Origin of the sequence: Nostoc sp. ChiQUE01b, from assembly GCF_034531255.1 — a bacterium.
In the GTDB taxonomy this organism is placed as follows: Bacteria; Cyanobacteriota; Cyanobacteriia; order Cyanobacteriales; family Nostocaceae; genus Nostoc.
On the sequence record NZ_JAVRBM010000042.1, the window covers coordinates 1 to 26789 of the forward strand.

General features: G+C 38.3%; 20 protein-coding genes and 2 pseudogenes. 13 read left to right on the forward strand and 9 right to left on the reverse strand.

Translation table 11 applies throughout. From position 1 onward, the window contains the following. The 8 genes and pseudogenes from RMY63_RS24370 to RMY63_RS24405 all read right to left on the reverse strand — a co-directional run. Nucleotides 1-929, reverse strand: a pseudogene (locus RMY63_RS24370) (ISKra4 family transposase); the annotation flags it as partial. 362 nt (nt 930-1291) lie between these two features. Beyond that, the gene (locus tag RMY63_RS24375) at nt 1292-2935 is read right to left on the reverse strand and encodes a hypothetical protein (RefSeq protein WP_322731188.1); all 1644 of its coding nucleotides are present in this window, start codon (nt 2933-2935) and stop codon (nt 1292-1294) included. Between the two features lie 409 nt (nt 2936-3344). Further along, nucleotides 3345-4163 (reverse strand): thioesterase II family protein, encoded by an 819-nt coding sequence (locus RMY63_RS24380; protein WP_322731226.1) that lies wholly within the window; start codon nt 4161-4163, stop codon nt 3345-3347. Between the two features lie 97 nt (nt 4164-4260). Then, the gene (locus RMY63_RS24385; RefSeq protein WP_185563727.1) at nt 4261-4488 is read right to left on the reverse strand and encodes an MbtH family protein; all 228 of its coding nucleotides are present in this window, start codon (nt 4486-4488) and stop codon (nt 4261-4263) included. A 430-nt stretch (nt 4489-4918) separates the two neighbouring features. Further along, nucleotides 4919-5750 (reverse strand): IS5 family transposase gene (locus RMY63_RS24390; protein ID WP_322731189.1). Its coding sequence is split into 2 segments (ribosomal slippage): nt 4919-5488 and nt 5490-5750, totalling 831 coding nucleotides; the frame shifts between segments, so codons are not numbered across the junction. A gap of 12 nt (nt 5751-5762) precedes the next feature. Beyond that, nucleotides 5763-6089 (reverse strand): MbtH domain protein, encoded by a 327-nt coding sequence (locus tag RMY63_RS24395; RefSeq protein ID WP_322731190.1) that lies wholly within the window; start codon nt 6087-6089, stop codon nt 5763-5765. A gap of 15 nt (nt 6090-6104) precedes the next feature. Next, a complete protein-coding gene (locus tag RMY63_RS24400) occupies nt 6105-6440 on the reverse strand; it encodes a hypothetical protein (protein ID WP_322731191.1) in 336 nt (111 codons plus the stop codon). 294 nt (nt 6441-6734) lie between these two features. Next, nucleotides 6735-7481 carry a VOC family protein gene (locus RMY63_RS24405; protein ID WP_322731192.1) on the reverse strand — a complete coding sequence of 249 codons (747 nt, stop codon included), beginning with the start codon at nt 7479-7481 and terminating at the stop codon, nt 6735-6737. A gap of 330 nt (nt 7482-7811) precedes the next feature. Here RMY63_RS24405 and RMY63_RS24410 point away from each other — a divergent pair, with 330 nt between their 5' ends. Then, on the forward strand, nt 7812-8060 hold the full coding sequence (locus RMY63_RS24410) for a hypothetical protein (protein ID WP_322731193.1): 249 nt from the start codon (nt 7812-7814) through the stop codon (nt 8058-8060). A gap of 503 nt (nt 8061-8563) precedes the next feature. On the opposite strand, the pseudogene RMY63_RS24420 reads toward RMY63_RS24410, so the two are convergent. Continuing rightward, nucleotides 8564-9158 (reverse strand): annotated as a pseudogene (locus RMY63_RS24420) (IS1 family transposase); the annotation flags it as partial. Nucleotides 9159-9315: 157 nt separating this feature from the next. Here RMY63_RS24420 and RMY63_RS24425 point away from each other — a divergent pair. The 12 genes from RMY63_RS24425 (at nt 9316) to RMY63_RS24480 (ending at nt 26666) form a co-directional block, all read left to right on the forward strand. Continuing rightward, complete coding sequence (locus RMY63_RS24425; protein WP_322731194.1) at nt 9316-10311, forward strand: DUF3102 domain-containing protein; 996 nt, start codon at nt 9316-9318, stop codon at nt 10309-10311. Between the two features lie 489 nt (nt 10312-10800). Then, nucleotides 10801-16224, forward strand: a complete 5424-nt coding sequence (locus tag RMY63_RS24430; RefSeq protein WP_322731195.1) for a non-ribosomal peptide synthetase — start codon at nt 10801-10803, stop codon at nt 16222-16224. A 65-nt stretch (nt 16225-16289) separates the two neighbouring features. Next, nucleotides 16290-17153: a TauD/TfdA family dioxygenase gene (locus RMY63_RS24435; protein ID WP_322731196.1), complete on the forward strand. Its 864-nt coding sequence runs from the start codon at nt 16290-16292 to the stop codon at nt 17151-17153. Between the two features lie 29 nt (nt 17154-17182). Further along, on the forward strand, nt 17183-18553 hold the full coding sequence (locus RMY63_RS24440; protein ID WP_322731197.1) for an acyltransferase domain-containing protein: 1371 nt from the start codon (nt 17183-17185) through the stop codon (nt 18551-18553). 123 nt (nt 18554-18676) lie between these two features. Continuing rightward, nucleotides 18677-20065, forward strand: coding sequence for an APC family permease (locus RMY63_RS24445; protein ID WP_322731198.1), 1389 nt, complete (start codon nt 18677-18679; stop codon nt 20063-20065). 64 nt (nt 20066-20129) lie between these two features. Further along, the gene (locus RMY63_RS24450) at nt 20130-20816 is read left to right on the forward strand and encodes an SAM-dependent methyltransferase (protein WP_322731199.1); all 687 of its coding nucleotides are present in this window, start codon (nt 20130-20132) and stop codon (nt 20814-20816) included. A gap of 111 nt (nt 20817-20927) precedes the next feature. Further along, complete coding sequence (locus RMY63_RS24455) at nt 20928-21782, forward strand: 3-hydroxyacyl-CoA dehydrogenase family protein (protein ID WP_322731200.1); 855 nt, start codon at nt 20928-20930, stop codon at nt 21780-21782. Nucleotides 21783-21801: 19 nt separating this feature from the next. Further along, nucleotides 21802-22053 (forward strand): acyl carrier protein, encoded by a 252-nt coding sequence (locus RMY63_RS24460; protein ID WP_322731201.1) that lies wholly within the window; start codon nt 21802-21804, stop codon nt 22051-22053. An 88-nt stretch (nt 22054-22141) separates the two neighbouring features. After that, nucleotides 22142-23044 carry a cupin-like domain-containing protein gene (locus tag RMY63_RS24465; RefSeq protein WP_322731202.1) on the forward strand — a complete coding sequence of 301 codons (903 nt, stop codon included), beginning with the start codon at nt 22142-22144 and terminating at the stop codon, nt 23042-23044. A 315-nt stretch (nt 23045-23359) separates the two neighbouring features. Beyond that, nucleotides 23360-24337 (forward strand): acyl-CoA dehydrogenase family protein, encoded by a 978-nt coding sequence (locus RMY63_RS24470; protein ID WP_322731203.1) that lies wholly within the window; start codon nt 23360-23362, stop codon nt 24335-24337. Between the two features lie 171 nt (nt 24338-24508). Then, on the forward strand, nt 24509-25471 hold the full coding sequence (locus RMY63_RS24475) for a cupin-like domain-containing protein (RefSeq protein WP_322731204.1): 963 nt from the start codon (nt 24509-24511) through the stop codon (nt 25469-25471). A gap of 124 nt (nt 25472-25595) precedes the next feature. Continuing rightward, the gene (locus tag RMY63_RS24480) at nt 25596-26666 is read left to right on the forward strand and encodes an HAD-IIIC family phosphatase (RefSeq protein ID WP_322731205.1); all 1071 of its coding nucleotides are present in this window, start codon (nt 25596-25598) and stop codon (nt 26664-26666) included. Nucleotides 26667-26789: the final 123 nt, after the last annotated feature.

Genomic DNA, 26789 nt, shown 5'->3' on the forward strand with positions numbered 1-26789 from the left:
GGGATTTTATTCTTGATGCTTTATTTGCATCAAATTTTTCGTGAAATGGTATCAGGCGGTGTCGCTCAAGATAAGTACAGAAATTTTTCGCCTGCTTACCCTTGCAATCGGCAAACAACGCCTGGGTTGCCTCCACTTGACCTTGCCACAATAGGGTTTCGGCTTTTTTGAGTCGTTTGACGGAACCACCAACTTTGTAGAGATTTTCTTTGAGATGAAACCAGTCTAAAATTTCCCATCTTTGGTTAGCGATCGCAAATTCTTTAACTAAATTCCATACTCCATCATGTCCGTCTCCTAAACATACAAGTGGTTGACTAGCTGTTGGCTATTGACGTAATCAATCAATGATTGATTCGAGTCAAAAAATGCACCATAGTAAATGCCTTGTAAACGCACAACTTTGTAGTCTCGCCAATAACTACCTTCAGTAGGCTTTCCCCGTAGCCTCACTTTTCCCCCGTCCACACTTACTTCTGATACAGCTTGAAGTGCCTGTGGCAAGGGCAAGTCTTGCCGCAGTACCAGCCTCTGCTGAGTTGAATGACCCACTTTAACCCCCGTCAACGCCTCGATTTCGGCTTCTGCACTTTGGTATGACTCGTTTGCAGATAGTCGTAAGCAACACTTCTCCAACAAGGGACTGAGTTGACTATGTGACTTCAATCCTAATCTTTGTGCCTGCTTTGCTCTCAGCTTCAGTACCCCCAGACAGCTTTTTACTTTTCGGACTTTACCTGTTTTAGTTCCTGTTGCTTGTTCGATAAAAAAAGGGCGATTTCGGGGCTAACCTTTTCTAACATTTGGGTTCGCACTGTTTTTTCAATACTTTCTAGGTCGGTCAGCGTACTTTTGTCCGTCTGTTCATATAGTAACGTTGCGAGTTCTTTCAGGCAGGCTTCTAGACGTGCTTGTTTTTCAGGAATCATGTTTCACACGGACAGCTTGGGTATTGCCTTAGATTCTCTCAAGAATTGGTATATTTGCCAAAGTGGGATGCTCCCGTATTTCAGTGGATGTCGCTAGTATCGCTCCATTCTGGAGTACCACAACTAAGGCAAAGATCAAACCGAGTATAAACGGTAAAACACGGAATACTTTTCTTCTAAAAACTTTCAGTAAATAGCGCATATTGTAGTTTTTTAATTAATAAAGAGAATGTAAATAGCCTCTAATAATGATTTAGGCTTGCTATATTAATATCATAGTTATAAGAAACAAGTTTAAAACTTCAATATCATGTTATAAGTAATAAAATTTTAGTCAATTATATTGATATTTAGTATTTTTATTATTGTCTCTTAACTATAATTCGCTCAACAATATCTTCCGGCAGTTTATAAAAACTAGCAATCTCACTAATAGTAGCAACTCCTAGCTCAAACATATTCCTAATCTCCAAAATTTGCTTATTATTAAGGATTTTTCCATCCAAATTATCTAGATTTGTACCAGATGTCTCTGGCTGACCAAACTCATAAATTCGTAACCCTTCTTTATATGGAAGTGTGCCTTGTACATATGCACACTCAACCCAAATTAATGCTTCTTCACTACGATTCTTGCCTACAGGACAAAGACGGTAATGCCTTCTTCTGTGGTAACTACTAAACTGCCTTTTAGGTTCAGTAATACTGACCACTTCTGATTGTTGAAAGTTATCAACTTTACCTATCTCGTCACTCGAAAAAACTCCTGTTCGACAACTACGCTTACCACACATTTTAACTAGCGAATATCCCTGCTTATCTATTTTTAAAAGTGCTTTACTCCTTGTATTTGCATCATCTGATTCTAATTCTTTACGCAAATTATTGGGAATAAATCCAGGTATTTGTTCTGAAATTTCTTCAGTAAACCGATAATTAGTTGTGTAAAATATAGCATTGATAACTAACTTTAAAATTTTTAATATAAATTTATAACACTTATGATCATGAAATTCTTCAAATTCATAGAATAAAAAATCGTTCAAGAATTCTATATTAAAATCAACATCAATTTTATCAAGTAAATTATTCTCATCTAGATAATGAAATATGGCTTTTTTATGAGAGGCAGAAGTATCTATTATCTCCCAGTCTAAAGCTTCCCCAATAGTTATATCTGGATTAATTAAAGGAATTCTTACAGAAAGCGCTTCGGTCGGATACTCCAGCCAACTATCACTCAAAACTGGAAATTCTGGAGAACCAATTAATGCTAATTCAAAACCACCACTAGCTATTTCTTTTACATATACCCCCTCCAAGTAATATTTATTTATTTGCTTACTTTTTGTTGACAACGAACATAAAAATTCACTGTTGACTACATGTCCAAGTTCTAACTCTAAATCTTTTTGCAAACCAAAATGTAAATAAAAAGCTGGATATGGCAGTTTGACATCGCGTAAAGGAATTTTTTTTATATTTGTATTCTTAAAAGACTCTAATAAACATTGAGGAAAATCAAAAATATTTTTGCCTAAGTTATAAAAGTTTACAAAATCTAATGCCAACTTTAATTCATGGAGAATGTTGGCTTTCCAAGTGTAGACAACAGATGAATATTCATCATCAATTATCTCTGTACCTAAAGATTCTGGATTGAGAGCTTGATTTGGAACTTCTGTGAAAGTCTTTTTCAGATATTTTGCATAAGTTGTATTACCAGGAGTGTCGCATACTATCTCAGTAAAGAATTCATAAAAATCAGTTTGCAATGTACTAGTATTAAATATCTCTGCTGAAGGTAAAACAGTAAAATTTACTAGTTGAGTAGCATATATTTTTTGATATTTATTGACAAATTTAGGTAAATACCTGCGAACTAAAGCATACCGATAAGGAAAATACTTTTGTTGTCTTTGAAATCCCTTAAGAGTCTTAGAATCTATTCCCAATAAAGAAGAGGTACTCATATGCAATCCTAATTGACAAACTTCTTGTACCAACAATATTCAATATCGCTTAACCCCTAAACGGAAGTGAAAAATTTGTAAAGGTATGCCTTCAAAGTCTTGTATTTGGTTGATTAAAGCAGAATTTAGGAATCATCATTCAGTATGAATTGGAATCCTACTGTCGAACCCGAAGAGCGGATGAATAAGTGTGAAATACTGCGCTAAATCGTTCAAGTAAACTCTCTGGTAGGAGAAATTTAGCAGTCTATAATTAGCTGCGATTCTGTAGCAAGATCCCGTAGTATATCTGCCACTTTGTTGTTCTGAATTCTTCCTCAACTAGGTGAGATTTTTATTTGCGCTCTGCTTAAGGATTTTGTAGATACTGATTGAACAAATCTTAGTGGATAATACATTCTACAAATTAGAAATGCAAAGCAAAATCAAGAATAATACAGAGTCAATCAGAATTTTCCTGTAAACGGTCTATTTTACTGGTAATTTGCTGTAGTTCTTGAGAAAGTGACTGTAGCAGGAGTGATTGGGCTGAGTGTAAAAAGAAATGATCGCCCTTGAACATTTGTAGTGAGAATGCAGCATTTGTCTGCTCGCGCCAAGCTTGAAGTTCATCGCAATTAGCCTCTTGATCCTGTAAGCCACCAAAAGCAGTAATAGGACAATCAAGTGGTGGCTCAGTAGTATATACATAGGTTTCTAGAACTTCAAAGTCTGCTCGTAGAATTGGGACAAGAAGTTGCATTAATTCGGCATTTTCCAGTAGTGCTTCGGGAGTACCATTGAGACGGCGTAGTTCTTCTATGAACTCAGGTTCACTGAGAGCATGGATAGGTGGATCTGGATCGGGAATTTGTGGAGCACGGCGGCCGGAAACAAACATGTGTACTGGTTCAAGACCGTACTGTTTGCGGAGTAAACGGGCTAGCTCAAAACTGACAACTGCTCCCATGCTGTGACCAAAGAAGGCAAATGGCTTGTTTAAATGTGGAAGCAAGGCGGGAGCAAACTGATTCCTTGTCAGCGCTTGGGCGATCGCACCGACAAGAGGTTTTAGCCGCGAAAATGGGGCTGACTTCATCTGGGTTCCTCGTCCAGGAAGTTCAATAGAGCAAACTTCGACAGTTTTAGGTAGACTCTCAGCCCATGTGCGAAAAATGATAGAACTACCACCTGCATAGGGAAAGCAGAATAAACGCACTGAAGCATGAGGATTAGGTTTGGTATATGTTAGCCAGGAGTTAAATGTTTGTGCAGTTGTCATACTTTCATGTCGAATTTCTGTTGCTTCGGTCAAGAGTCCAGAGTTTTTTGACCCTTCACTCTTAACCTTGGACAACCTTTACGAAAAATCAAATGTGTTATGATTTACCTCCAGCAGCTTCTTCCATTTTCTTGCGAAGGCTAAGTGGTCTCATATCAGTCCAAACTTCTTTAATGTAATCTAGACATTCTTGTTTCAAACCACTTTTGCCAGCATCCTTCCAGCCGAGTGCGTTTTCTCTGTCAGCAGGCCAAATGGAATACTGTTCTTCATGATTGACTACAACTTTGTAAATTGTTGTGTCTTCTTTGTCGTCTTGGTACATAATTTATCTCCGTGGTATTTAATTGGCTATGTTTTCTAAGATTTGATAATCCAGTACTTTACTATAAGAAGTTAGTAGTCGGTGGCTCTAGTCGTCATTTAAGCCAATAAAGTACTTACTACTAACTCGTTTAACCTGTCATAATCACACTTGGGAGATTACGAGTACTAACTGCCTGTAATTCCTAATACTTGCTTGAAGGCGAGAAGGAAACTACGTAATTAAGTTTGGGCAAAAGTTTCAGGCATTTAAAATGGGTGGCTTATTTACCCCGATGTCTACTAATCCATCTACCTTAATAATTTACACGGGGAAATCTCACGATTCCACTGATTCAAGGTGTCCCTTACCTTCTAAACTTGCCAGTTCAATAGACCTCTTGCAAAAAAGTTTTGTGGTAAAGTAATGGGTTAAAAAAATTTGCGAAAACTTAACTGGCATTTAGAAGCTCATAGTTATAAATTCCAGCAATTAAGTGGCAGCGCAACACAAAACGTTTTCTGCGATTACGGTAGCGTTGAGAGAGAATCCGAAAGACCTTAAATCGTCGGTTGACGTGTTCAATAACAACTCGACGACGAGCTAAATCACGGTTAAAGTGCCTATCTTGCTTGGTTAACTTACCTCCTCTCGGTCTCTTTCTTGGTAAATGGCTATTGGCATGAAATTTAGCAATTCCTTGGTAGCCACTATCTTCTAGGCTATGTGTATCAGGATGAAAACGTACTTTGCTTTCCACAAACAGTTTGAAGTCGTGTTTACGACCTGAATCATTGACAACGCAACGTACTTGCGAGGTCTCAAGGTCAATGACAAATTGAGATTTGAGAGTATGCTGTCCCTTTTTGCCACTATAGAAACGTTTCTGACCGGATTTAGGACGTTCAATGGGACTCTCAGTTACATCCATCACAACCGTTTTTGGTTTCTGTGACGGTATCAACAAGGACTTTTTTCCTTCTAAACGGAATCTCCCAGAACTAACCAACACACTTTCTTTTGCGTTGTACTGTACGGCAAACAGTTGATTCTGATACTTGCCAATCTTGGGCTATATGGAAGTAAGTTCGATATTCTCGCCAATATTGTAAGCAAATCAAAATCTGGTCTTCCAAATCTAGTTTATTTGGACAACCTCGCGTTTTTTTAGTCTTAACAGTATCTCGCATGATTCTTACCATCTCATCAAACGTTCGTCTTTGTACTCCCACTAAACGTTTGAACTCGCGGTTAGATAACTTTTTTGTTTGCTCGTACTGCATTGCACAATTGACTCAAGCGACAAAACCCTCTATCTTACCAGAAAATAATTTTGCAAGAGGTCTAATATCTGCAATACATCGAACTTTCACGTAATTCAATGTCAAGTTCCCAACCAGATGAACCCTCCCTGTTTGATGCTCAAAGTCAGCTTCTTGCAAATTAGATGCTTCTGGGTCGAGTCTGACACCTAAATCAGTACCTCCGCTAGTATTCATGAATTTGATATGTACGTACCCTCGGTCAATACTTTCTTTCAGTGCTGTAGCTGTTTTTTCGGGTCGTAAGCTTGCTTCAACAGGATGTTCCCCGGATGACAAACGTTGCACTAATTCATTCATACAGATGTCTCCCTCTTAAGAATCACTTTTGTTTTGATTTGTTGATGCTTGTACTTTTACTGGCTCGTAGACTGGAATCTCAAATGCTAAGGTTTTGTGGCAAAACTCTTTCCATTCGGGAGTTATATTGTCAAAAATGATATTCTCATCCTTGAAAATCCCATCAGTCACTACGTAATTTTCTTGTAGGTAAAGAAAGTCATCATTAGTTAACTCTCTATTACTTTCGACTTCCTTACCCTCAACTGATTTGTTTTCTCTTTTTGCATTTTCAGCATACTCAGTCCACTGACTGAACTCACGTAATTTTTTCAAAGAGTAAGCTTTGCAATATTTTCCCATTGTTGCCATAGTAATACCTCAGTTCACATTCTTTTCGCCAGTGATGTTATCGAACAGAATTCAGGAGTCAGGAGTCAGAATGAATTCTGTATGACTGGCGTCTGATTAATCGGCGTTTTTGCACCCCCACCAAATTGAAAATTTGGTGGTCTTCAATCAGTCGCGGGTCTGAATCCCCGACTGATAGCGCAGCGTTAGCGAGTCTTCTCCCAAGGGGAGACGCCAAGGGCGAACGAGCGTCACGAGCACTTGATTCTGACTCCTGAATTCTGACTTCTGAATTCTTCTTCAACAGGCTATGTTTTAATATTTCAACAAAATTGGCAGAATTGGTCGTGCATCGAGATTTTTTTCTCTGATACCCTCGTCAAAGGTCAACTCTAGTAGTGGAGATTCCCCTCGTTCAATAGCGACAGCACTATGTGTACTAAGCAGAGTCATAGCATCAGTCAAATGTTTGTCGCTATTAATTGTGATTTTTACGCTCGTTAGTTTTTTTACACCCAAGGGATGAGAAATTAACTTCTGATGCGCTGTTAATGATGGATCAAGCCAAGCTGTCAGAGCAATACTGTCAGGAATCATAAAGCAAAAAGGTTCTTCCTGATTTACAAGATTTTCTGCTGCAAAACTAATAGACATCTGCGTAGGCGTAGCCCGCCGTAGGCATCGCATCCACTCAGACCAGTATAAAGTTGAATGGGATCGCAAGTTGCCATGATTAAACTTCCTACGTAGAGCGACACCAAAGGGTGATGCTCTTGTATGCTGCCCATGAAGACGATTTAGTGTATGAACGCCTGTGTTTACAGACTGCTGTTCCACTAAATGTTTATCTTCTATCCAAATTAACTCAAGATAGGTATTCTCAAAAAAAATTATTTTTGAGGCTGTTCCTTGTTTGAAATGTTGCACCGCCTGATTAGAGCAGTGAAGACCAAGTTCTTGAAGAACTGAGATGCTTTCAGTGTCTTTGGTCGTACAGACAAAAATGTGATCTACTTCTAGAAAAAAATCATCCACGCTTACCTGGGGTGACGTTGTTTGCATAGCAACTAATTCTCAGCTTTGATTTTTCTTGCTGGACTCAAATCTAGACTCTAGCTAGATAAAGAGATTTGCCTTGCTCAGGAACCCATGTGTGGAAAGTTAACTCTTAGTATCTAAAAGTTATGCCTTAGAAACTATTTTGGCTAAACTCTATTTACCTGTACTAAAACAAATGGAGTTGTTGGAAGTGTAATAGATTACTTCTTCCACAGGTGTTGTGCCACTAGTTAGGAATATTACTTAAGTTGAACTATGCATAATTTTGGTATTAGAAGCTAGTTTTTACTTTTTGTCATTGTCAATAAAGTTAATTCACTAGATTCAAAAGCTTTGCAAACTAAAAAAGAATCAGGGTTTGTGCCCATGTTTGGAAAACTGGCAATGATCAGTGGTTGCGATGGCGCAAAGCACCCGCAATATGCGATCGCTCTTCAGTCAATCCATAACAAAGTTAGCCAACAGGTAGATTCTAAGGTGATTTTAGAGGATTGTATTGCCCATCCCAAATCAAGGGCTGGTAAGACCTTTGGAAAACTTTTTGATCTGCTGAATTTACTTAATAATAAAGATTATCATTAAGTTTAGAAAATATCAAGCAACTTACTTCACATCTTTCCTCATTCTTCTCCTTCTTGAGCGTGATTATTATTCTTGTTATGAAAAACTATGCCCACAAGGGGAATGGGGAGCAGAGGTATAGGGCACAGAGGAAAGACTTACTGCCTTATACCTCTGCATCTTATGCGCTGCGGTATGGGGCGTTGCATATTTGCGGGATGAATTAGCTTGGAAGAGTAACAAAACCGTCATGGAGGTAATGAAGTAACAATTTAATTGAAAGCTTAAGCATTTCCTCTGATTTGGAATAATATAATGTCTTACGATGAAGCCGGGCTAAATAATTAGGACTTACGCATTGACAGGAAATACCAAATATGTAGTACTTGTTTCAGGCATTAAACCTTGATTTTTCGACACTTTTTAGGCGATCGCTATTTATCCAAGGATGACTGATAAAAGTCTGAAACGACGTATTTTCGTCAATGCACAAGATAATAAATTTGTACAGTGTGTAAGTCCTAATAATGTCTTAATCTTGTATTCTCTCCTTCAACTCTGGTCATATAAGTTTTCTTAACAATATGGTCTCCGTCATCAATAAAACATGGATAAACTGGATAACCATCCGTGACATAAAAATAACTTTTCCAGCATCTTATAATTCTCCATAGTTTTTCAAATGTCTTAGCACTACGGTCTCCCAAAACCCAGGCTAAAATCCCTGGATAGCTTTTATTCACTGCTGTCCACAGCTATATTTTGTTTTTTTTTAGCAACAAAAGTTTCTAGTTCATCTACTTGGGTTATTTCGGGAATTTCTGAATGCTCAGGTGCATCTGCTAATGGTTGAACCGCCTTTTTAACCCACTGTATGATCGTGTTATGGTTAACTCCCGTTTGCCGTTCTATGGCACGAAATCCTGTACCATTAACGTACATTGTTAAACATTATTTTTTAATTTCATCTGAATAACCTCGTTTTGAATATAATTCTATAAATTGGCGTTAGCGAAGCGGGGCGGAACGCACGTCGCATGATACGCAAATGTAATTTTGCTTACCACGTCGATGCCCGTTCTTACGAATATGGGTGGATGCACAATGAGGACACTTCATCCCTTAATTATGCAACGCCCGGTATGGCGCTTTCAATAAATTTATTTCTATATTTAGACGTATTGACAAAAAACATTTAAATTTAACTTTTCACGGATGATAATCAATTCATAATTAACTATGATAAATTTTGTGTACAAAATAGTTTAGATAAATTGTGAGCAAGTTAAAAAAACAGAGCGAAGTAGTCACAGGCTTCGACTATGAAAATTTGGATTCTGAACAGCGAATTGTTGTTCAGCAACGAACAGGAGAAATTAAGGAGCGCTTACGACGTTCCGCACAGGATATCTGGGAAATTGGTCAAAAGCTGGTTGACGTGCGTTCTCGGCTCAAACACGGACAGTTTGAGACTTGGCTGAAAGCTGAGTTTGGTTGGAGCCGACGGACAGCTTATAATTTTATTAACGTTTATGAAACATTGGCTGAACGTGCAAATTTTGCACAAATAGATATTGCCACGTCTGCGCTCTATCTTTTGGCAGCACCATCAACTCCACAAAACGTCCGCGAGGAATTTCTACAACGTGCTCAGGAAGGCGAAACCATAACTCATAAGAGTATTCGTCAAGTAATTGAGGACGAGAAATCACAGTCTATCTCTACTCCTGCTTTGCCTGAGCCATCACAACCACTCACTTCTAAGAAGCCGGAAATCCTGGCTATCATTCCCAAGGAGCCGGTTAATGGTGAAACACCAGCTTTAGAGGTGACTATAGCAACGTCATCCTCAGTCTCACCTGTTGTTGTGAATCCTAATGAAATTCAGTCAAGTTGGTTTTTACTAGAAAAGCAACATTTTGTCTTCTGTGGTGATACAGCTTCACCACAATTCATCGAGCGCATACCCTTTGCGGCTCTTGCCATTGCCATTACCTCCGATGACTGGGATCATGATTGGTTAATTGAACGGGCGAAAACTGTGATTATCTTTCCGGAATCAGATTTAAAGGAGCAGCTGATTGAACAGCTAATCAAGATGTTTTCGGCATCTGGGGATATAGTGATTTTTCCCTGGCTACCAAGTAGGGATATGATAGAAATGGCTCATCAGCTAAATAGGCGAGTATTTGCGGGAGATCCCAGCATTGAGCGTTGTCGTCAGGCGATCGCACAGTCCCGATTAAAATCTGAGCCATTAGACTATCCTTAGACTATGGAATTTCATCTTCAGCCAAAATCAATTCGTTGAAACCATTCGACTTTTTTCAGGCGTTGACATCTATCAAAAGTGATAGAATGTTTTAGCAATAGTCTAAAATGACACATATTTCAAATATTGATAATTATTACCTATTAATACAGGATTGCAAAATGCCACAATCCCTTGTAATGTAAGAAAGTCTAAATGAAAATAACTAGCAATATTAAAGCTTGCATTGCTGACTTACTAATTTCGCGCTGTCTTCCCTAGAGCAATTGAGGTTTGTTTAAGAGTTTTCCCAATTGAATTAAATAATTCTGTAAAAACACTACCTTGAGTAAGAAAGAGGTATGTCTGTTTAAGGTTTGCTGTATTTAAGTGGATTTTTAAACTAAGATACCCACAAAAACTGACTCCAACCCTTGTTCAGCCAGGAGTGAGTGTGAGATTAATTTTGCCACTATTGTTTGCCTGTATCTGATTAACTAAGGCATAATAATGACCCAAATTATCGATAGCTTCCCAGAAATTCCCTCTCAATGTGCAACAATCGTTGATATTCTGCGCGATCGCAGATGTCAGATGCCACACACACAAGCCTTTACTTTCCTTGAGGATGGAGAGACTCAGGAATTAACCCTGACTTACCATGAATTGGATCGGCGCAGTCGGGCTGTAGCAGCTCAACTCCAAGCTCTTGGTTTGAGAGGTGAGTGTGCCATATTACTGTATCCTTCTGGACTGGATTACCTAATAGCATTTTTCGGTTGTCTATATGCTGGAGTAGTGGCAGTTCCAGCTTATCCACCTCGCAATCAACGTAAAACGCCCAGAATACAAGCTATTAGCATAGATGCACAGGCAAGTATTGCTCTCACCACCACAGCAATGCTCCCCACATTACAATCAATACTCACACCTGAAACAAAACAGGGAAATTTTCACTGGCTGACAACTGACAACATCGCACAGGGTATAGAAGATTCTTGGCAACAACCTGCAATCAATGGGGATACCCTAGCGTTTCTGCAATATACATCGGGTTCTACAGGCACACCAAAAGGAGTCATGCTCAGTCATGGCAATCTGCTGCATAACGCCGCTGTAACCTACCAAATGATGGAACATTCGCCTAGCAGTAAGTTTGTTTCGTGGCTACCTGTTTACCATGATATGGGGTTGATTGGTGGTATTTTGCAACCTTTATATGGTGCTTTTCCTTGCATCCTAATGTCTCCAGCATCTTTCCTACAACGACCTTACCGCTGGTTGCAAGCAATTTCCCGCTACAAAGGCACAACGAGTGGTGGCCCCAACTTTGCCTATGAACAATGTGTTCAAAGGATTACTCAAGAACAAAAAGAAACTCTTGACTTGAGTAGTTGGAATGTCGCGTTTAACGGTGCTGAACCAGTCCGGCAAGATACTCTTGAACTATTTGCAACCACCTTTGCAGAGTGTGGCTTTCGTTCAGAAGCGTTCTACCCCTGTTACGGTATGGCGGAAGCAACTTTGATAGTTTCTGGTGGGAGCAAAACAGCCTTAGCTCAGGTAAAAACTATAGAGAAATCTGCACTTTCACAAAACCAGATAGTTGAAGCAACTCCCCAGAGTCAAGATATCCAAACCTTTGTCAGTTGCGGTCAAACTATTCCTCAACAGCAAATTGTCATTGTTAATCCTGAAACATTAACTCGCTGTTCATCAGATGAAGTTGGGGAAATTTGGGTATCTGGCTTCAGTGTTGGTAAGGGTTACTGGAATCGAACAGAAGAAACAGAGCAAACATTCCATGCCTATCTGAAAGACACAAAAGTTAGCGAAGCGGGACGAAGTCCGGGGCCCTTTTTACGGACTGGTGACTTAGGCTTTTTGGACAATGGTGAGCTTTTCATTACAGGTAGAGCAAAAGATTTAATTATTATTCGCGGTCGCAATCTTTACCCGCAGGATATCGAATTAACCGCAGAACGCAGCCATTCATCCTTACGTTCCGGTGCTAATGGAGCATTTACAGTAGAGGTTAACAACGAAGAAAGGCTCTTTATTGTACAAGAATTAGAGTTTCGCGCCAAGCCAAATTTAGCAGAAGTAGTTAATGCAATTCGGCAAGCAGTTACTGATGAACATGAAGTACAAGTTTATGCAGTGGTTTTAATTAAACCAGGTAGTATACCCAAAACTTCTAGCGGTAAGATTCAACGTCGTGCAACTCGCGCTCAATTTCAGAATGGCGAACTGAATGTAGTTGAAAGTGACATTCTCAAGATTAGTGATATTGCCAGAAATGAAACTCAATTACAACGTTCTGAACTTTTGGCGCTTTCCCCAAGGGAGTGTCAACCAGTTTTAGAAAGATATCTGATTGAACTCTTGGCGGGAGTACTTTCAATTGCAACAGATGATATTAATCCACAAGAACAATTAAGCACACTGGGACTTGATTCTTTAAAAGTATTTGAGTTGAAAAACCGGATTGAGGTTGATTTAGAGGTAGAAGTATCCGTAGCAGACTTTTTTGAAGGGATGAGTACGCGATCGCTAGCTACAAAGATCCTCGCTCAACTGACAACAGATGCAATACCTTCACTATCCCTTACTCAACAAGAGAAAAACACATCTATTTATCCTCTATCCTTTGCCCAGCAGGGATTATGGTTCATCAATCAGCTAAATCCCGATAGTCCTACATATAATATTCCTATAGTTATTAACTTCAAAGGTTACATTAACTTAACAGCTTTACAAGATAGTCTGAACGAAATTATTAGACGACACGAAGTATTACGCACAAGCTTTACATTGATTGATGGACAACCCGTCCAAGTTGTAAATCAAGCTGTACCTGTAACTTTGACGGTTGAAGATTTGCGTTCTTTATCAAAAAATGAGCGTACCCAAGAAGCCCAACGTTTGGCTATAGAATTCGCACAGCAGCCATTTGATTTATCTGCTCAATCGCTTTTGCGTAGTAAAATTTTACAATTAAATGAAAAAAATTATCAATTGTTGGTGACTCTGCATCATATAATTGCAGATGGTTGGTCTATCGGTATTCTGATTAAAGAATTAGCTGCACTATATGAAGCATTCTCAACAGGCAAAGTTTCTCTGCGTTCGCGCAGCGTGTCGCAGACAGACGCTACGCGTAGCTTGCTTCCCCAAAAGGGTACACCACTTCCTGAATTACCTATTCAGTATAGAGATTTTGTCAATTGGCAACGAAAATGGCTTGATGGCGAACGTACTCAACCGTTATTGACTTATTGGAAACAAAAATTGCAGGGTGAGCTGCCTGTACTGAATTTACCAACTGATCGGGCGCGATCGCCTTTGTCAACCTTCAAAGGTGGTCGAGCGAAATTAGTTCTCTCCCCAACTTTGAGAAAAGAACTAAAGAATTTGAGCCGTCAGCAGGGAGTAACTCTATTTATGACCTTGCTTACAGCCTTCAAAATTTTGCTGTATCGCTACACAGGTCAGACTGATATTGTAGTTGGTTCACCGATAGCCAATCGTAATAGAGCGGAAGTTGATTCATTAATAGGACTTTTTGTCAATGTTTTAGTACTACGTACAGACCTTTCTGGCGACCTGAGTTTTCAAGAGTTGTTAGCGCGGGTGAAGTCAACAGCTCTACAAGCTTATGTTCACCAAGACTTACCTTTTGAGAAGTTAGTAGAGGAACTACAGCCAAGCAGAGACCTGAGCTACAATCCACTATTTCAAGTAATGTTTGTTCTTCAAAATGTTCCAAAACCCAATCTCAGTCTAACTGATGTATCAGTCACCTATGAAGAAGGTGACAACGGCACATCTAAGTTTGATTTGACATTGTTTATGGATGATTCTAAGCAAAGTTTAGTTGCAACTTGCGAGTACAACAGGGATTTATTTAATGCAGATACTATTAACAGGATGCTGGGACATTTCCAGACTTTACTAGAAAGCATAGTTAGCGATCCCGAACAACGTATTTCACAATTGCAACTACTGACACCATCTGAAGTACAACAGTTATTAGTTGAGTGGAATGATACTAAGACAGATTATCCACAAGATAAATGCATTCATCAGTTATTTGAAGCACAGGTAGAGAAAACACCATCTGACATTGCCATCATATTTGAAAACCAACAACTAACCTACCGAGAGTTAAACAATCGGGCAAATCAACTAGGGCATTACTTACAAAAACAAGGTGTTAAACCAGACACAGTTATTGGAATTTGCATGGAACGTTCACCAGAAATGGTGGTAGGGCTATTAGCCATCCTTAAAGCAGGTGGAGCTTACTTGCCCTTAGATCCTGCACACCCAAAAGAACGCTTAGCCTCCATCTTAGAAGATACCCAAAGTATAGTGCTGTTAACTAAGCAGAGGTGGATACAGGAATTGCCGACTGGTGAAACCAAGGTAATTTGTTTAGATATTGACTGGGAAAGAATTACTCAAGAGAGTTCAGAGAATGTTATTAGTAATGCATATTCTGCAAATCTAGCTTACGTAATCTACACCTCTGGCTCTAGTGGTAAACCAAAGGGCACTATGATTCCTCACCAGGCAATTTGTAATCATATGTTTTGGATGCAAACGGAGTTTCCTCTGACTGAAAAAGACAAAGTTCTACAGAAAACTCCATTTAGCTTTGATGCTTCAATTTGGGAGTTCTACGCACCCTTGCTAGCAGGAGCACAGTTAATCATAGCTCAACCAAATGGACATCAGGACAGTGCTTATCTAATAAAGATAATTGCTGATCAACAGGTGACTACTGTCCAATTTGTTCCACCCTTGCTGCAAATGCTACTTTCTCAGGGAGGGTTGGAAACTTGCAAATCTCTTAAACGTGTATTTTGCGGTGGCGAGGCTTTAGCTGTTTCTCTGCAAGAGCTCTTTTTTGCTCATTTGGATGCCGATTTGCACAATCTCTATGGGCCGACGGAAACTTGCATTGATGCCACATTGTGGACTTGTAAGCATGGAAACCAACAAGTTGTGCCCATCGGTCGTCCGATTGCCAATATGCAAGTTTATATTCTCAACCAGCAATTTCAGTCAGTGCCAATTGGAGTTCCGGGCGAACTATACATTGGAGGTGCTGGTTTAGCGCGAGGTTATTTGAATAGACCAGAACTCACATCTGAAAAATTTATCCCCAATCCCTTCTGTAACGAGCCGGGAGCGCGATTGTATAAAACAGGAGACTTGGTTCGCTATCGGTTAGATGGAAATCTAGAGTTCCTGGGGCGGATTGACCATCAGGTGAAAGTGCGGGGCTATCGTGTTGAACTTGGAGAGATTGAAGCTTTATTGAAGCAACATCCACAGGTACGAGAAACAGTGGTAGTAGCTAGAAAAGATATACCGAATGAGTGTCGCCTGGTTGCATATCTAGTTACCTATAAAAAAGCTATACTTTCTGTTAATGAATTACGGGGTTTTCTCAAGGAGAAACTACCTGAATATATGCTTCCTTCTGCTTTTGTCATGTTAGATACTCTACCTTTAACTCCTAATGGTAAAGTAGACCGTCGTGCATTAAGAGCACCTGAAAATCTACGTCCAGAATTAACAGCACCTTTTCAGGCACCTCAATCTGATATAGAGAAAATTATTGCTCAGGCTTGGCAAGAGGTTTTACATCTAGAAAAAGTAGGAATTAATGATAATTTCTTTGACCTTGGAGGTCATTCATTGCTGATAGTAGAGCTAAATCATAAACTTAAAAAAGATTTAAGTAAAGACATATCAATTGTAGAAATATTTCAAAATCCTACTATTAATTTGTTAGCAGAATATTTAAAACAAAGATTCAAGCCTCAATCTTTTTTGGAACCAATAAATAATAGAGTTAAAAAACGAAGACAAATGTCTACACAGCAAAAAGAAATATGGATTAGGCGACAAAACAAAAAATAGTAAACATTATATTCTACGTATAGTATGACTAAAATGATATTTACTTCACTAATAAAGGATGTAGGATGATGAAAGTTGAACCATTAGGCATTACTACTGCTAATGTAGTTTATGCTAACAATGAATATCGGGATATTTTAGAATTAACAACACAGGAAGTTTTTCAATTATTCAAATCATGTGGTGTAATTTTGTTTCGAGGATTTGAAGTTAATTATGAGCAGATGAAAAAGTTTTCTGCACAATTTAGTGATAGATATGTCATAGATCCAACTAGAGAAAATAGTTATGTTGACGGTTCTTTTGTTCAGCTTGTAGATGGTGGAACGCATCCTCTTGATCCTCATTGTGAAAATGCTAGTAGTCCTTTTGTCTCTGATGTGATTTGGTTTTGTTGTGATGTGCCTATAGAAGGGGGTGAAACGTTATTCTGGAACGGTGTACAGGTTTGGAAAGAGTTGAGTGAGCAAGTAAAGCAACTATTTCTTCATAAAAAAGTCAAGTATAGACATGATGTGTCAGTTGAGCAGTGGAAATTATTTTTAGGAGCAGACAGTACTATCGTTGATCTTAAGCTGCTGCTGGACAATATTGAAGGAGTAAAGTATTGGATTAATGATGATGAATCTTTTTATATGGAATATATTTGTTCCGCTGTAAAAAAACCAAATTTTGATCAGGAACTTGCATTTGCTAATTCGGTATTGTTCGAGTATGAACAACAAAAAATTTCTTTAGAAGATGGTTCAGCAATTCCTGATGCAGTCATTGCAGAAATCAAGGATATTATGAATAGATTAACTGAAGAAATACCGTGGCAACATGGGGACTTGGCAATGATTGATAATTCAAAGTTTTTGCACGGTCGCCCAGAATTGAAAGATGCTGATGGTAAACGAAAAATTTTTGTAACCCAAACTAACTTTTAAATTGAGTAACAATTTGGAATTTGTCAAAAATGCTTACTAGCACTTCTCGTCCTTGGCAGTTATTGCTACTTTCTGCACAAACTGACTCAGAACTAAAAACTGCTACCGTAAACCTTACAGATTATTTGAGACAGCATCGTGACTTAAACCTTGCGGATGTTGCTCAAACATTACAATGCGAACAACAAGCTTTTAAGCATCGGCGGACAGTTGTTTGTCGGGATATAGAAGATGCTCTAGTTGCATTTGCAGATCCCAAGCGGGTACTTACCAACATCCAAGAAACACAAGAACGTTCTGTAGCTTTTATGTTTCCTGGACTTGGTACTCACTACGTTAACATGGCTCTTGAACTTTACCAGGTTGAACCTGTGTTTCGCGTCTGTGTTGACTACTGTTGTGAATTTCTTAAACCCCTTCTCGGTCAAGATTTGCGAGATGTAATCTATCCAAATAGAGCTTCTCAACAAGACCAGCAGTCGCCACAAGAAAATTCTCAGGGTTTGGATTTGCGAAAAATGTTAGGTCGCAGCCAAACACAAACGGATACAAAGATGGTAACTGCAACATCTTTACTCAATCAAACTCACCTCGCTCAACCAGCCATTTTTGTTATTGAATATGCCTTAGCACAGCTATTGGTATCCTGGGGAATTCGTCCGGCGGCAATGATTGGCTACAGCATTGGTGAATATGTAGCAGCGACTATAGCAGAAGTTTTATCTTTGGACGAAGGTTTAAAACTAATTGCTACTAGAGCACAAATGATTCAAAAGTTGCCAAATGGAGCTATGCTTGCAGTTCCACTTTCGCAAACAGAGATATTTCCCCTACTCAATGACAAACTCTCACTTTCTGCGGTCAATGGCCCATCTATGGGTGTAATCGCAGGTGAAACTGATGCTATAGAAGCTTTAGAACAACAATTAACTCATAAAGGTTTAGCTTGTCGTTGTCTGGAAACTTCTCATGCTTTTCACTCTCAGATGATGGAGGGTGCTAGTTATGGTTTACATGAGTTAGTAACAACATTTAACCTGCAAGCACCAAAAATTCCTTATATATCTAACGTTACAGGAACTTGGATAACAACAGCATCAGCTACAAATCCCGATTATTGGGTTAAGCATATGTGTCAACCCGTATTATTTTCTCGGGGTATACAACAGTTGTGGAAACAACAATATCCAATTTTATTGGAAGTAGGTCCTGGACAGACTCTAGGTAGCTTTGCGCTGCAATGTATAGAAGATAATCCGACGGTTAGTCAGATTATCTTGCCTTCTCTGAGATATTCCTACGATCGCAAACCAGATTTAGCATTCTTACTGAAAACATTAGGTCGACTGTGGTTAGCAGGAGTGCAAATAGATTGGGCAGGATTTGTATCGGCTCAATAAGTTGGGGTAGGCAGAGGGCAGAAGACAGAAGGGAAGAGCTTTTTGGGCAACTTTACTTTTCGTTACATATTTTGTTTTTTTTACGCTGTTCTACTTACATATTGAGAAATCCACGATTATATTATGTCAGAAAAACTGATAGTACCGAAACCTACACTTTCTACAATCGATGCAGGAGCTTTGATTGTTGGAATGGTGGTGGGTGTAGGTATTTTTGAAACGCCAAGTTTAGTAGCAGCAAATGCCCAAACTGCTGGGATTACTATATTTGCATGGTTTTTGGGCGGAGTCATGTCTTTGATTGGTGCCTTGTGCTACGCGGAGTTAGCCACAGCCTATCCTGATGCGGGTGGTACTTATTATTACCTACTGCGAGCTTTCGGAAAGAATTTAGCCTTTCTGTTTGCTTGGGCGCGGATGGCGATAATTCAGACAGGCTCGATCGCCCTGCTAGCATTTGTATTTGGTGATTATGCTTCCCAGATGTTACCTTTAGGGAAGTTTTCCTCGGCATTGTATGCTTGTGGAGCGATCGCACTGTTGACAGTTGTAAATCTAGTCGGCTTAAAGCAAGGTAAACGGGTGCAAAACTGGTTAACAGTAGCAAAAGTTTTGGGATTGCTATTGGTGATTGTTGCTGCAATCATTCTCGCAACTCCACAAACTGGGAATGAAGCGATGCTGCAAAGCGGCCACCTTGTAACGAACGCATCTAGCAATCAAACAGGTAATTTTGGTTTGGCGATGGTATTTGTCTTGCTTACCTATGGCGGTTGGAATGAAGCTGCATATATTTCCGCTGAGGTAAGAGAAGCCAAACGAAATATGGTATTGGTATTATTAGGAAGTATCATTATCATTACAGTCATATATTTATTAATTAACTTTGCTTACTTGCACGGCTTGGGACTAGTAGCAATGCAAGTATCCAAAGCACCAGCAGCCGAATTAATGCGTCGTGCTTGGGGAAATAATGGTGCAATCTTTGTGAGCTTATTAATAGCAGTCTCTGCCTTGGGCACAGCTAACGCCACTATTTTTACCGGAGCGCGGACTAACTATGCTTTAGGGCGAGACTTTCCAGTGCTGGGATTTTTGGGAAAGTGGGGACATCGCACCTCTTCACCTAGCAACGCCCTGATTTTGCAAAGTGCGATCGCCATCCTTCTAGTAGTCTATGGTGCAATCCAACGTAAAGGCTTTAGCACAATGGTAGATTATACTGCCCCCGTCTTCTGGTTTTTTTTCCTACTCTCAGGGGCCAGCCTCTTAGTTCTGCGCTTCCGGGAACCAGAAACACAACGCCCCTTCCGAGTCCCCCTTTACCCTGTGATTCCCTTACTTTTTTGTGCAGTGTGCGGGTACATGCTGCACTCTAGCCTTGCTTACACGGGTTCCGGTGCGCGTCTGGGAATCGTAGTTTTGCTTACGGGCATACCTGTATTACTGCTTAACTACCGCACCTCCCGTAGGCAGCAGCATCCAGATATCAAAGAAAGAGAAAAAGTTTAAATATGTCTCTTGGTAAAATTACACTCCTAATGTTCCAAGTTTATATTAATTTGAGAAAAATATCATGCCAGTAAACTCACTGTTAAAAATGTTTCTTCTCACCATGAGTTCAGGTAGCCTCTTGCTTGCAGGTTGTAGCCAAGAAACAGTTTCCCAACTCAACACCGACCCCGCAACAACAAACCCCAATACCTTACAAGTTCAGCAATCTACGCCCGAAGCTAAACCCAGCGAAAAAGAACCAGATGCAGGGTACACGCCCACACCGCAAGCAATAGTAGATCAAATGCTGAAAATAGCGAAGGTAGGTAAAGATGATATACTTTACGACCTCGGTAGCGGCGATGGCAGAATTCCCATCACTGCGGCGAAAAAGTTTGGTACTCGCAGTACTGGTATAGAGATCCGCCCGGAACTCGTCAAAAAAGCGAATGAGAATGCTAAAAATGCAGGTGTAACCGATAAAGTCAAGATTCTTCAGCAGGATTTATTCAAGAGTAACTTTAGCGACGCAACAGTTGTGACTCTGTACTTGGGAGACGATGTTAACATCAGACTGAGACCACAACTATTCAAGCAACTCAAACCTGGTACTCGTGTAGTATCTTTCCAGCATCATATGGGGGACTGGGTAGACTATGAATATGAAGGCTACCCAAAGTGTAATCCTGAAGATAACTGTAGTCAAGAAGATAAGTGTAGTCTGATTTATATGTGGAAGATTCCAGAAAAAGTGCCAGAAAATTTGTGACCCGATCCTAACATCGATTCCCTGCGTTTTAAATAGCAAAGTTTTTGAACTACAGGGGTAATGTGACCCAAGTCAAACTGTTAGCGTTTTATAGGATAATGAATTGAAGTTATGAACATTCAAACAGTAGGTGTTGTCGGTGCGGGCGTAATGGGGATAGGAGTTGCACAAAACCTCGCTCAAACAGGCCATCAAGTTATCCTAGTAGATATTTCAGAAAATATCCTAGATAAAGCTAAACACGAAATCAGGAATAATATCCGCTTTCAGACTTTTTTCAACAAAAGCGATAACACAGAGACTCTAGATAATGTTCTTAACAGAATTGAATTCTCAAAAAACTATAAAATTTTAGAAAATGCAGATTTTGTAGTTGAAAATGTCACTGAAAAATGGGATATTAAAAAAGAAGTGTATCCCCTTCTAGATTCTATTTGCCCAACAGATTGCGTATTCGCCGCTAACACCTCAGCAATTCCCATTACCCGCATTGCTTCAGTCACCAAACGGGCCGATAAAGTTGTTGGTATCCACTTTATGAATCCTGTACCAATGAAGCCGATGGTGGAGATGATTCGTGGATATCATACCTCTGAGTCAACAATTGATACAGCAAAACAAATGCTGACTCAAATGGGTAAAGAATGCATCATTGTCAATGATTCACCAGGTTTTGTTTCCAACCGCGTGTTGATGTTAACTATTAACGAAGCTATTTTTCTGTTGCAAGACCAGGTTGCTACAGCAGAAGATGTGGACAAAATCTTTAAAGGCTGCTTTGGTCACAAAATGGGGCCTTTAGAAACAGCAGATTTGATTGGACTAGACACCATTTTATTTTCTATCGAAGTCTTGTACGAAAACTTTAACGATAGTAAGTATAGACCATGCTCTTTACTCAAAAAAATGGTAGATGCAGGATTACATGGTAGAAAAAGTGGGAAAGGGTTTTATATCTATCAATAAATAGGAATAATTAAAAATAATGAACGAAATTCAAGTTAAAATCAAAACTTTTCTTTCCAAATTTTTTGGCAATCATGACTTACAGAAAGATGAAGACATTTTTGCTCTAGGTTTTGTCAACTCTATGTTTGCAATGCAACTTGTTTTATTTGTAGAACAAGAGTTCCAGATTGTTATTGAAAATGAAGACTTAGAGTTTGAAAATTTCCGGACAATTAACTCTATTACTAATTTAGTTGAGCGTAAGACTGCTGTAATAATTCATATATAAATGAATGATCAACCGACATTCATTATGGCAATAGTCAGAAAGCAGGGCAAAACTTCCAGTTACAGAAGCTAAAAATGTTGGAGTGTTTATGAAAATTCAAGCTAGGGAATCAATTGTAAAAATCAATAATCCTAGTACAAAGCAGTTTTTAGAGATATGGAAGCAATATCAGCCTTTTTTAATTGAGGATGTTGCTGAACATTGGGATGCTTGTAATAATTGGTCTAATGATTATCTGATAAAACACTGTGGAAAGAAAATGATTTCTATATGGTTTTTTCAAAAAGGTTTTTTGGGTGATTATAAAAAGTTTGCTTATGATAATGGTTCTTATTACATAAAAGAGATGCAATACAAGGAGTATATAAAGGATATAGAAGATAGAGTTAATGAAAAGAATAATGATGATATAGGATGTTATTCAAATGAGATAGATTTTGAAGATCGCTTTCCTGAACTTGTTGGAGATGTTACTTATCCAAAATACTTAAATAGAAAGCCATGGGTTAACTTATGGCATGGTTTCTCAAATAAAAATTTTACTTCAGCTAGTACCCTTCACTTTGACCGAGTACATAATATTTATGCTCAAATTCGAGGGAGAAAAAGATTTCTTTTATTTCCTCCTTCAAATTATCTATCATTTTATCCACCTCTTGAGGATAGTTCTGGCATAGGACATAATAGCAAAGTAAATCCGGATTTGCTCCAATTGGAATTCTTTCCAAAATTTCCTTGGCAAGAAAGAATAGAAGTTATACTTCAACCGGGAGAAATACTCTATATACCACCTTTTTGGTGGCATCATGTTACAGCAATAGATGAGAATATATCATTATCATTTTGGTATGATCTTAAAATTCAAGATTTTTTCAAACAAAAAAATATGTTACAAGTTTTTTTAAACATCGCACCTCCTTATCTTCGTCATGCAATTTCTGGAGGATCTCTAAAGCATACTATAGACTTATTTAAAGGTCTTATCTCATAGATTGTTTTTATATTTTCGTATGAAAATAGGTAGTGATTCATAGTAATGATTTATTGTTGTAAAGAGGCATTATAGTGATAAACAAAATACCAGACTAGTACAGCTTGGCGTAAATAAACATACCCTTCGGGTTCACCAGTCGCCTGCGGAGGGAAACCCTCCCGCAGCGCTGATTCACCATTTCAAATGGCGCAAGAGCTTGAAATACAATTCTTTTGACTTTTGACTTCCGCCTTGCGGTACTAGCCATCATTAAATTTGTTATCTCAAGAGAGAATACGGAGATTGATAATTTCAGAACGATAAACTCTATTCATGAAACTAGAACTATCTACTCAACAAAAAAACGCTAAAGCTGAATTTCAAGCTTTTGTTAATGAGGAAATATGTCCTCATGCTGGCGAATGGGATAGAAAAGAATTTACTCCGCCAGAACTAATTAAGAAAACAGCTCAACGTGGTTTCCTCGGTGCCATATTACCTCAAGAATATGGCGGTCAAGGAATGGATATGATTACCTATGGCATTCTCAACGAGGAAATTGGACGGGGATGTTCTTCTATTAGGAGTTTGCTGACGGTTCACAACATGGTTGCTCATGCTTTATGTAAATGGGGTAATAAGTCTCAAAAACAGTATTGGCTTCCTAAATTTGCATCTGGAGAAATCATAGCTGCTTTTGCGTTAAGCGAACCTAATGTAGGTAGCGATGCAAAAAGTGTAGAAACAATAGCAACACTTACTGGTGATGTTTATATCTTAAATGGGCAAAAGAAATGGATAACCTATGGTCAAGTAGCAGATATATTTTTAGTCTTTGCTAAATGTGAGGGTAAACCTACTGCTTTTTTAGTTGAAAAAAATAGTCCAGGACTGTCAGTCAAACCCATGTCTGGAATCTTAGGTGTTAGGGCTTCAATGTCAGCAGAATTGCAGTTTAATAACTGTCACGTTTCTTTAGAAAATTTAGTAGGTAAATTAGATTTTGGATTTTCCTACATTGCTTCTAGTGCGCTTGATTATGGTAGATATAGTGTAGCCTCGGGATGTGTAGGTATTGCTCAAGCTTGTTTAGAAGCTTGTATCAAGTATACAAACGAGCGAAAACAGTTTGGTGTTTACCTTAAAGAACATCAATTAATTCGTCAAAAGATTACTCAGATGATAACTAACACCAAAGCAGCAAGATTGTTATATTATCAAGCTGGTTATCTCAAAGATATTAACGACCCAAACTCGATTATAGAGACTTCAAGTAAGAGTTACAGATTGCCATTGAAAATGAGGACTTAGATTTTGAAAAGAAAATTTTCAGACAATAAATTCTATCGCCAATTTAATTGAACGTAAAACTGCTCTCATAATTAATTCATAGATGAATAAAAAACATTCATTCTATATGGTGATAGCGATAAAGCAGCGCCAGTTTTTCAGTTAAAGCAAATTAAGGATGTTAGAGTTTTTATGGAAAGTCAAGTTCGCAAATCGATTTTAAAAATTAAAAATCCTAGTCTCAAGCAATTTTTAGAAATGTGGAAGCAATATCAGCCTTTTTTAATTGAAGATGTTGCTAAATATTGGCATGCTTGTAATAATTGGTCTAATGATTATCTGATAAAATACTGTGGAAATAATGTGATTCATGTAGAAGTTTCTCAAAAAGATTTTTTGGATGATTATAAGAACTTTGCTTATGATGATGCTGATGATTGTGTAGATGAAAAAAAAATGAAATACAAGGAGTATATAAAGCACGTAGAAGATAAAGTTAATGAAAATCAGAATGATGATTTAGGATATTATTTAACAGGGGAACTTTTTGAAAAGTCTTTTCCTGAAATTATTGGAGACGTAACCTATCCAGAATACTTAAACAGGAAGCCATTAGTTAGCTACTGGCATGGTTTCTCGAGTAAAAATTTTTCTTCAACTACTGTCCTTCATTTTGACGGATTTCATAATATTTTTGTTCAAATTCGAGGTAGAAAAAAAATACTTTTATATCCTCCTTCAAATTATTTATCATTTTATCCACCTCTTGAGGATAGTCATGGTTTAGCAGATTATAGTAAGGTAGATCCAAATCACCCCAATTTGGAATTATTTCCAAAGTTTCCTTGGCAAGAAAGAATGGAAGTTGTACTTCAACCGGGAGAAATGCTCTACATACCACCTTATTGGTGGCATTATGTAACAGCAGTAGATGAGAATATATCATTATCATTTTTCTACGATGTTACAATTCAAGATTATTTCAGGCAAAAAAATATGTTCTCAGTTTTTTTAAACATCGCACCTCATTATCTATATCATGCAATCTCTTCTAAAGACGGTCTACGGACTTCTATAGCTCTGATCAAATCTATTATCTTACCGGGTAGTTTCACACAGAACATTGAGCAGAAAAACTCCAACAAATACAAGTAAACCATTGAGATATATTTAGCACGGAAATCAACTGAGCTTTTGATTTAGCTACAAGCAGCTAATAAATCATAGCTGATAGCTGAGCGCTCAAAGTATAAGACACCAAAGATAGAGAAATCAATATATGATTAATACTCAAAAACAAAACTTAAATAGCAAGCAAAAAGACAAAAAAGTTATTAAATGTGTCGTTTGGGATTTAGATAATACCTTATGGCAGGGAGTTTTGCTAGAAGATCAGAAAGTCTCTTTGCGAAAAAACATAATAAATCTTATTCAAACTTTAGATAATCGTGGTATCCTACAATCTATAGCTAGTAAGAATGATTATGCTACAACAATAGCTAAACTAGAAGAGCTTGGTTTAAAAGAGTATTTCTTATATCCCCAAATAAATTGGAATTCTAAGGCTTCTTCTTTACAAGAAATTGCGAAGTTACTTAATATTGGTATAGATGCGATTGCATTTATCGACGATCAATTATTTGAACTAGAAGAAGTTAAATTTACCTTTCCAGAAATTCTGTGCATAAATGCAGATGAAATAGGCAATATTTTAGATATGCCAATCATGAATCCTCGTTTTATTACAGATGATTCACGAATTAGAAGGTTGATGTATATTAGTGATATCGAGCGTCAAAATGCAGAAAAAGAATTTGTTGGCACAACAGACAAATTCTTGTCTACTCTCAATATGAATTTTACTATCTCTTCTGCTCAAGAAGAGGACTTACAGCGTGCAGAAGAATTAACACTACGAACCAACCAATTAAATACAACTGGTTATACCTACTCCTATGACGAACTCAATCATTTTCGCCAATCAGAAAATCATAAACTACTAATTGCAAGTCTGGAAGATAAGTATGGAAGCTACGGTAAAATAGGTTTAATTCTCATTGAATGTCAGCCTCAGTCATGGACGATAAAGCTTTTGCTGATGTCTTGTCGCGTTATGTCGAGAGGAGTTGGCACAATTATGTTGAATCATGTCATGAGTCTGGCTAAAAGCAATGATGTTCGTCTTTTGGCAGAGTTTGTACCAAACGATCGCAACAGAATGATGTATATATCTTATAAATTTACAGGTTTTAAAGAAATTGAGAATAATGGCAATTCTGTTATTTTGGAAAATGATTTAACTCGAATTCAGGCTATTCCTGCTTATGTAAAATTTCAGGTGATTGATTGAGTTTTACAATTTCTTTTGAAGATGCACTGAATTTTGATGAAACGAACTGAAGAGGCGCAGAGAACGCAGAGCAAGAGAGAAGATAATGATTTAGTGCAACTTTAGAGAGAATTGGGATTCGAT

Coding starts and splice junctions, on each gene's coding strand:
- RMY63_RS24465 (WP_322731202.1), top strand. CDS start 22,142: ATGAAAATTCAAGCTAGGGAATCAATTGTAAAAATCAATAATCCTAGT.
- RMY63_RS24430 (WP_322731195.1), top strand. CDS start 10,801: ATGACCCAAATTATCGATAGCTTCCCAGAAATTCCCTCTCAATGTGCA.
- RMY63_RS24480 (WP_322731205.1), top strand. CDS start 25,596: ATGATTAATACTCAAAAACAAAACTTAAATAGCAAGCAAAAAGACAAA.
- RMY63_RS24405 (WP_322731192.1), bottom strand. CDS start 7,481: ATGCAAACAACGTCACCCCAGGTAAGCGTGGATGATTTTTTTCTAGAA.
- RMY63_RS24435 (WP_322731196.1), top strand. CDS start 16,290: ATGATGAAAGTTGAACCATTAGGCATTACTACTGCTAATGTAGTTTAT.
- RMY63_RS24445 (WP_322731198.1), top strand. CDS start 18,677: ATGTCAGAAAAACTGATAGTACCGAAACCTACACTTTCTACAATCGAT.
- RMY63_RS24450 (WP_322731199.1), top strand. CDS start 20,130: ATGCCAGTAAACTCACTGTTAAAAATGTTTCTTCTCACCATGAGTTCA.
- RMY63_RS24460 (WP_322731201.1), top strand. CDS start 21,802: ATGAACGAAATTCAAGTTAAAATCAAAACTTTTCTTTCCAAATTTTTT.
- RMY63_RS24380 (WP_322731226.1), bottom strand. CDS start 4,163: ATGACAACTGCACAAACATTTAACTCCTGGCTAACATATACCAAACCT.
- RMY63_RS24440 (WP_322731197.1), top strand. CDS start 17,183: ATGCTTACTAGCACTTCTCGTCCTTGGCAGTTATTGCTACTTTCTGCA.
- RMY63_RS24400 (WP_322731191.1), bottom strand. CDS start 6,440: ATGGCAACAATGGGAAAATATTGCAAAGCTTACTCTTTGAAAAAATTA.
- RMY63_RS24475 (WP_322731204.1), top strand. CDS start 24,509: ATGGAAAGTCAAGTTCGCAAATCGATTTTAAAAATTAAAAATCCTAGT.
- RMY63_RS24470 (WP_322731203.1), top strand. CDS start 23,360: ATGAAACTAGAACTATCTACTCAACAAAAAAACGCTAAAGCTGAATTT.
- RMY63_RS24395 (WP_322731190.1), bottom strand. CDS start 6,089: ATGAATGAATTAGTGCAACGTTTGTCATCCGGGGAACATCCTGTTGAA.
- RMY63_RS24385 (WP_185563727.1), bottom strand. CDS start 4,488: ATGTACCAAGACGACAAAGAAGACACAACAATTTACAAAGTTGTAGTC.
- RMY63_RS24455 (WP_322731200.1), top strand. CDS start 20,928: ATGAACATTCAAACAGTAGGTGTTGTCGGTGCGGGCGTAATGGGGATA.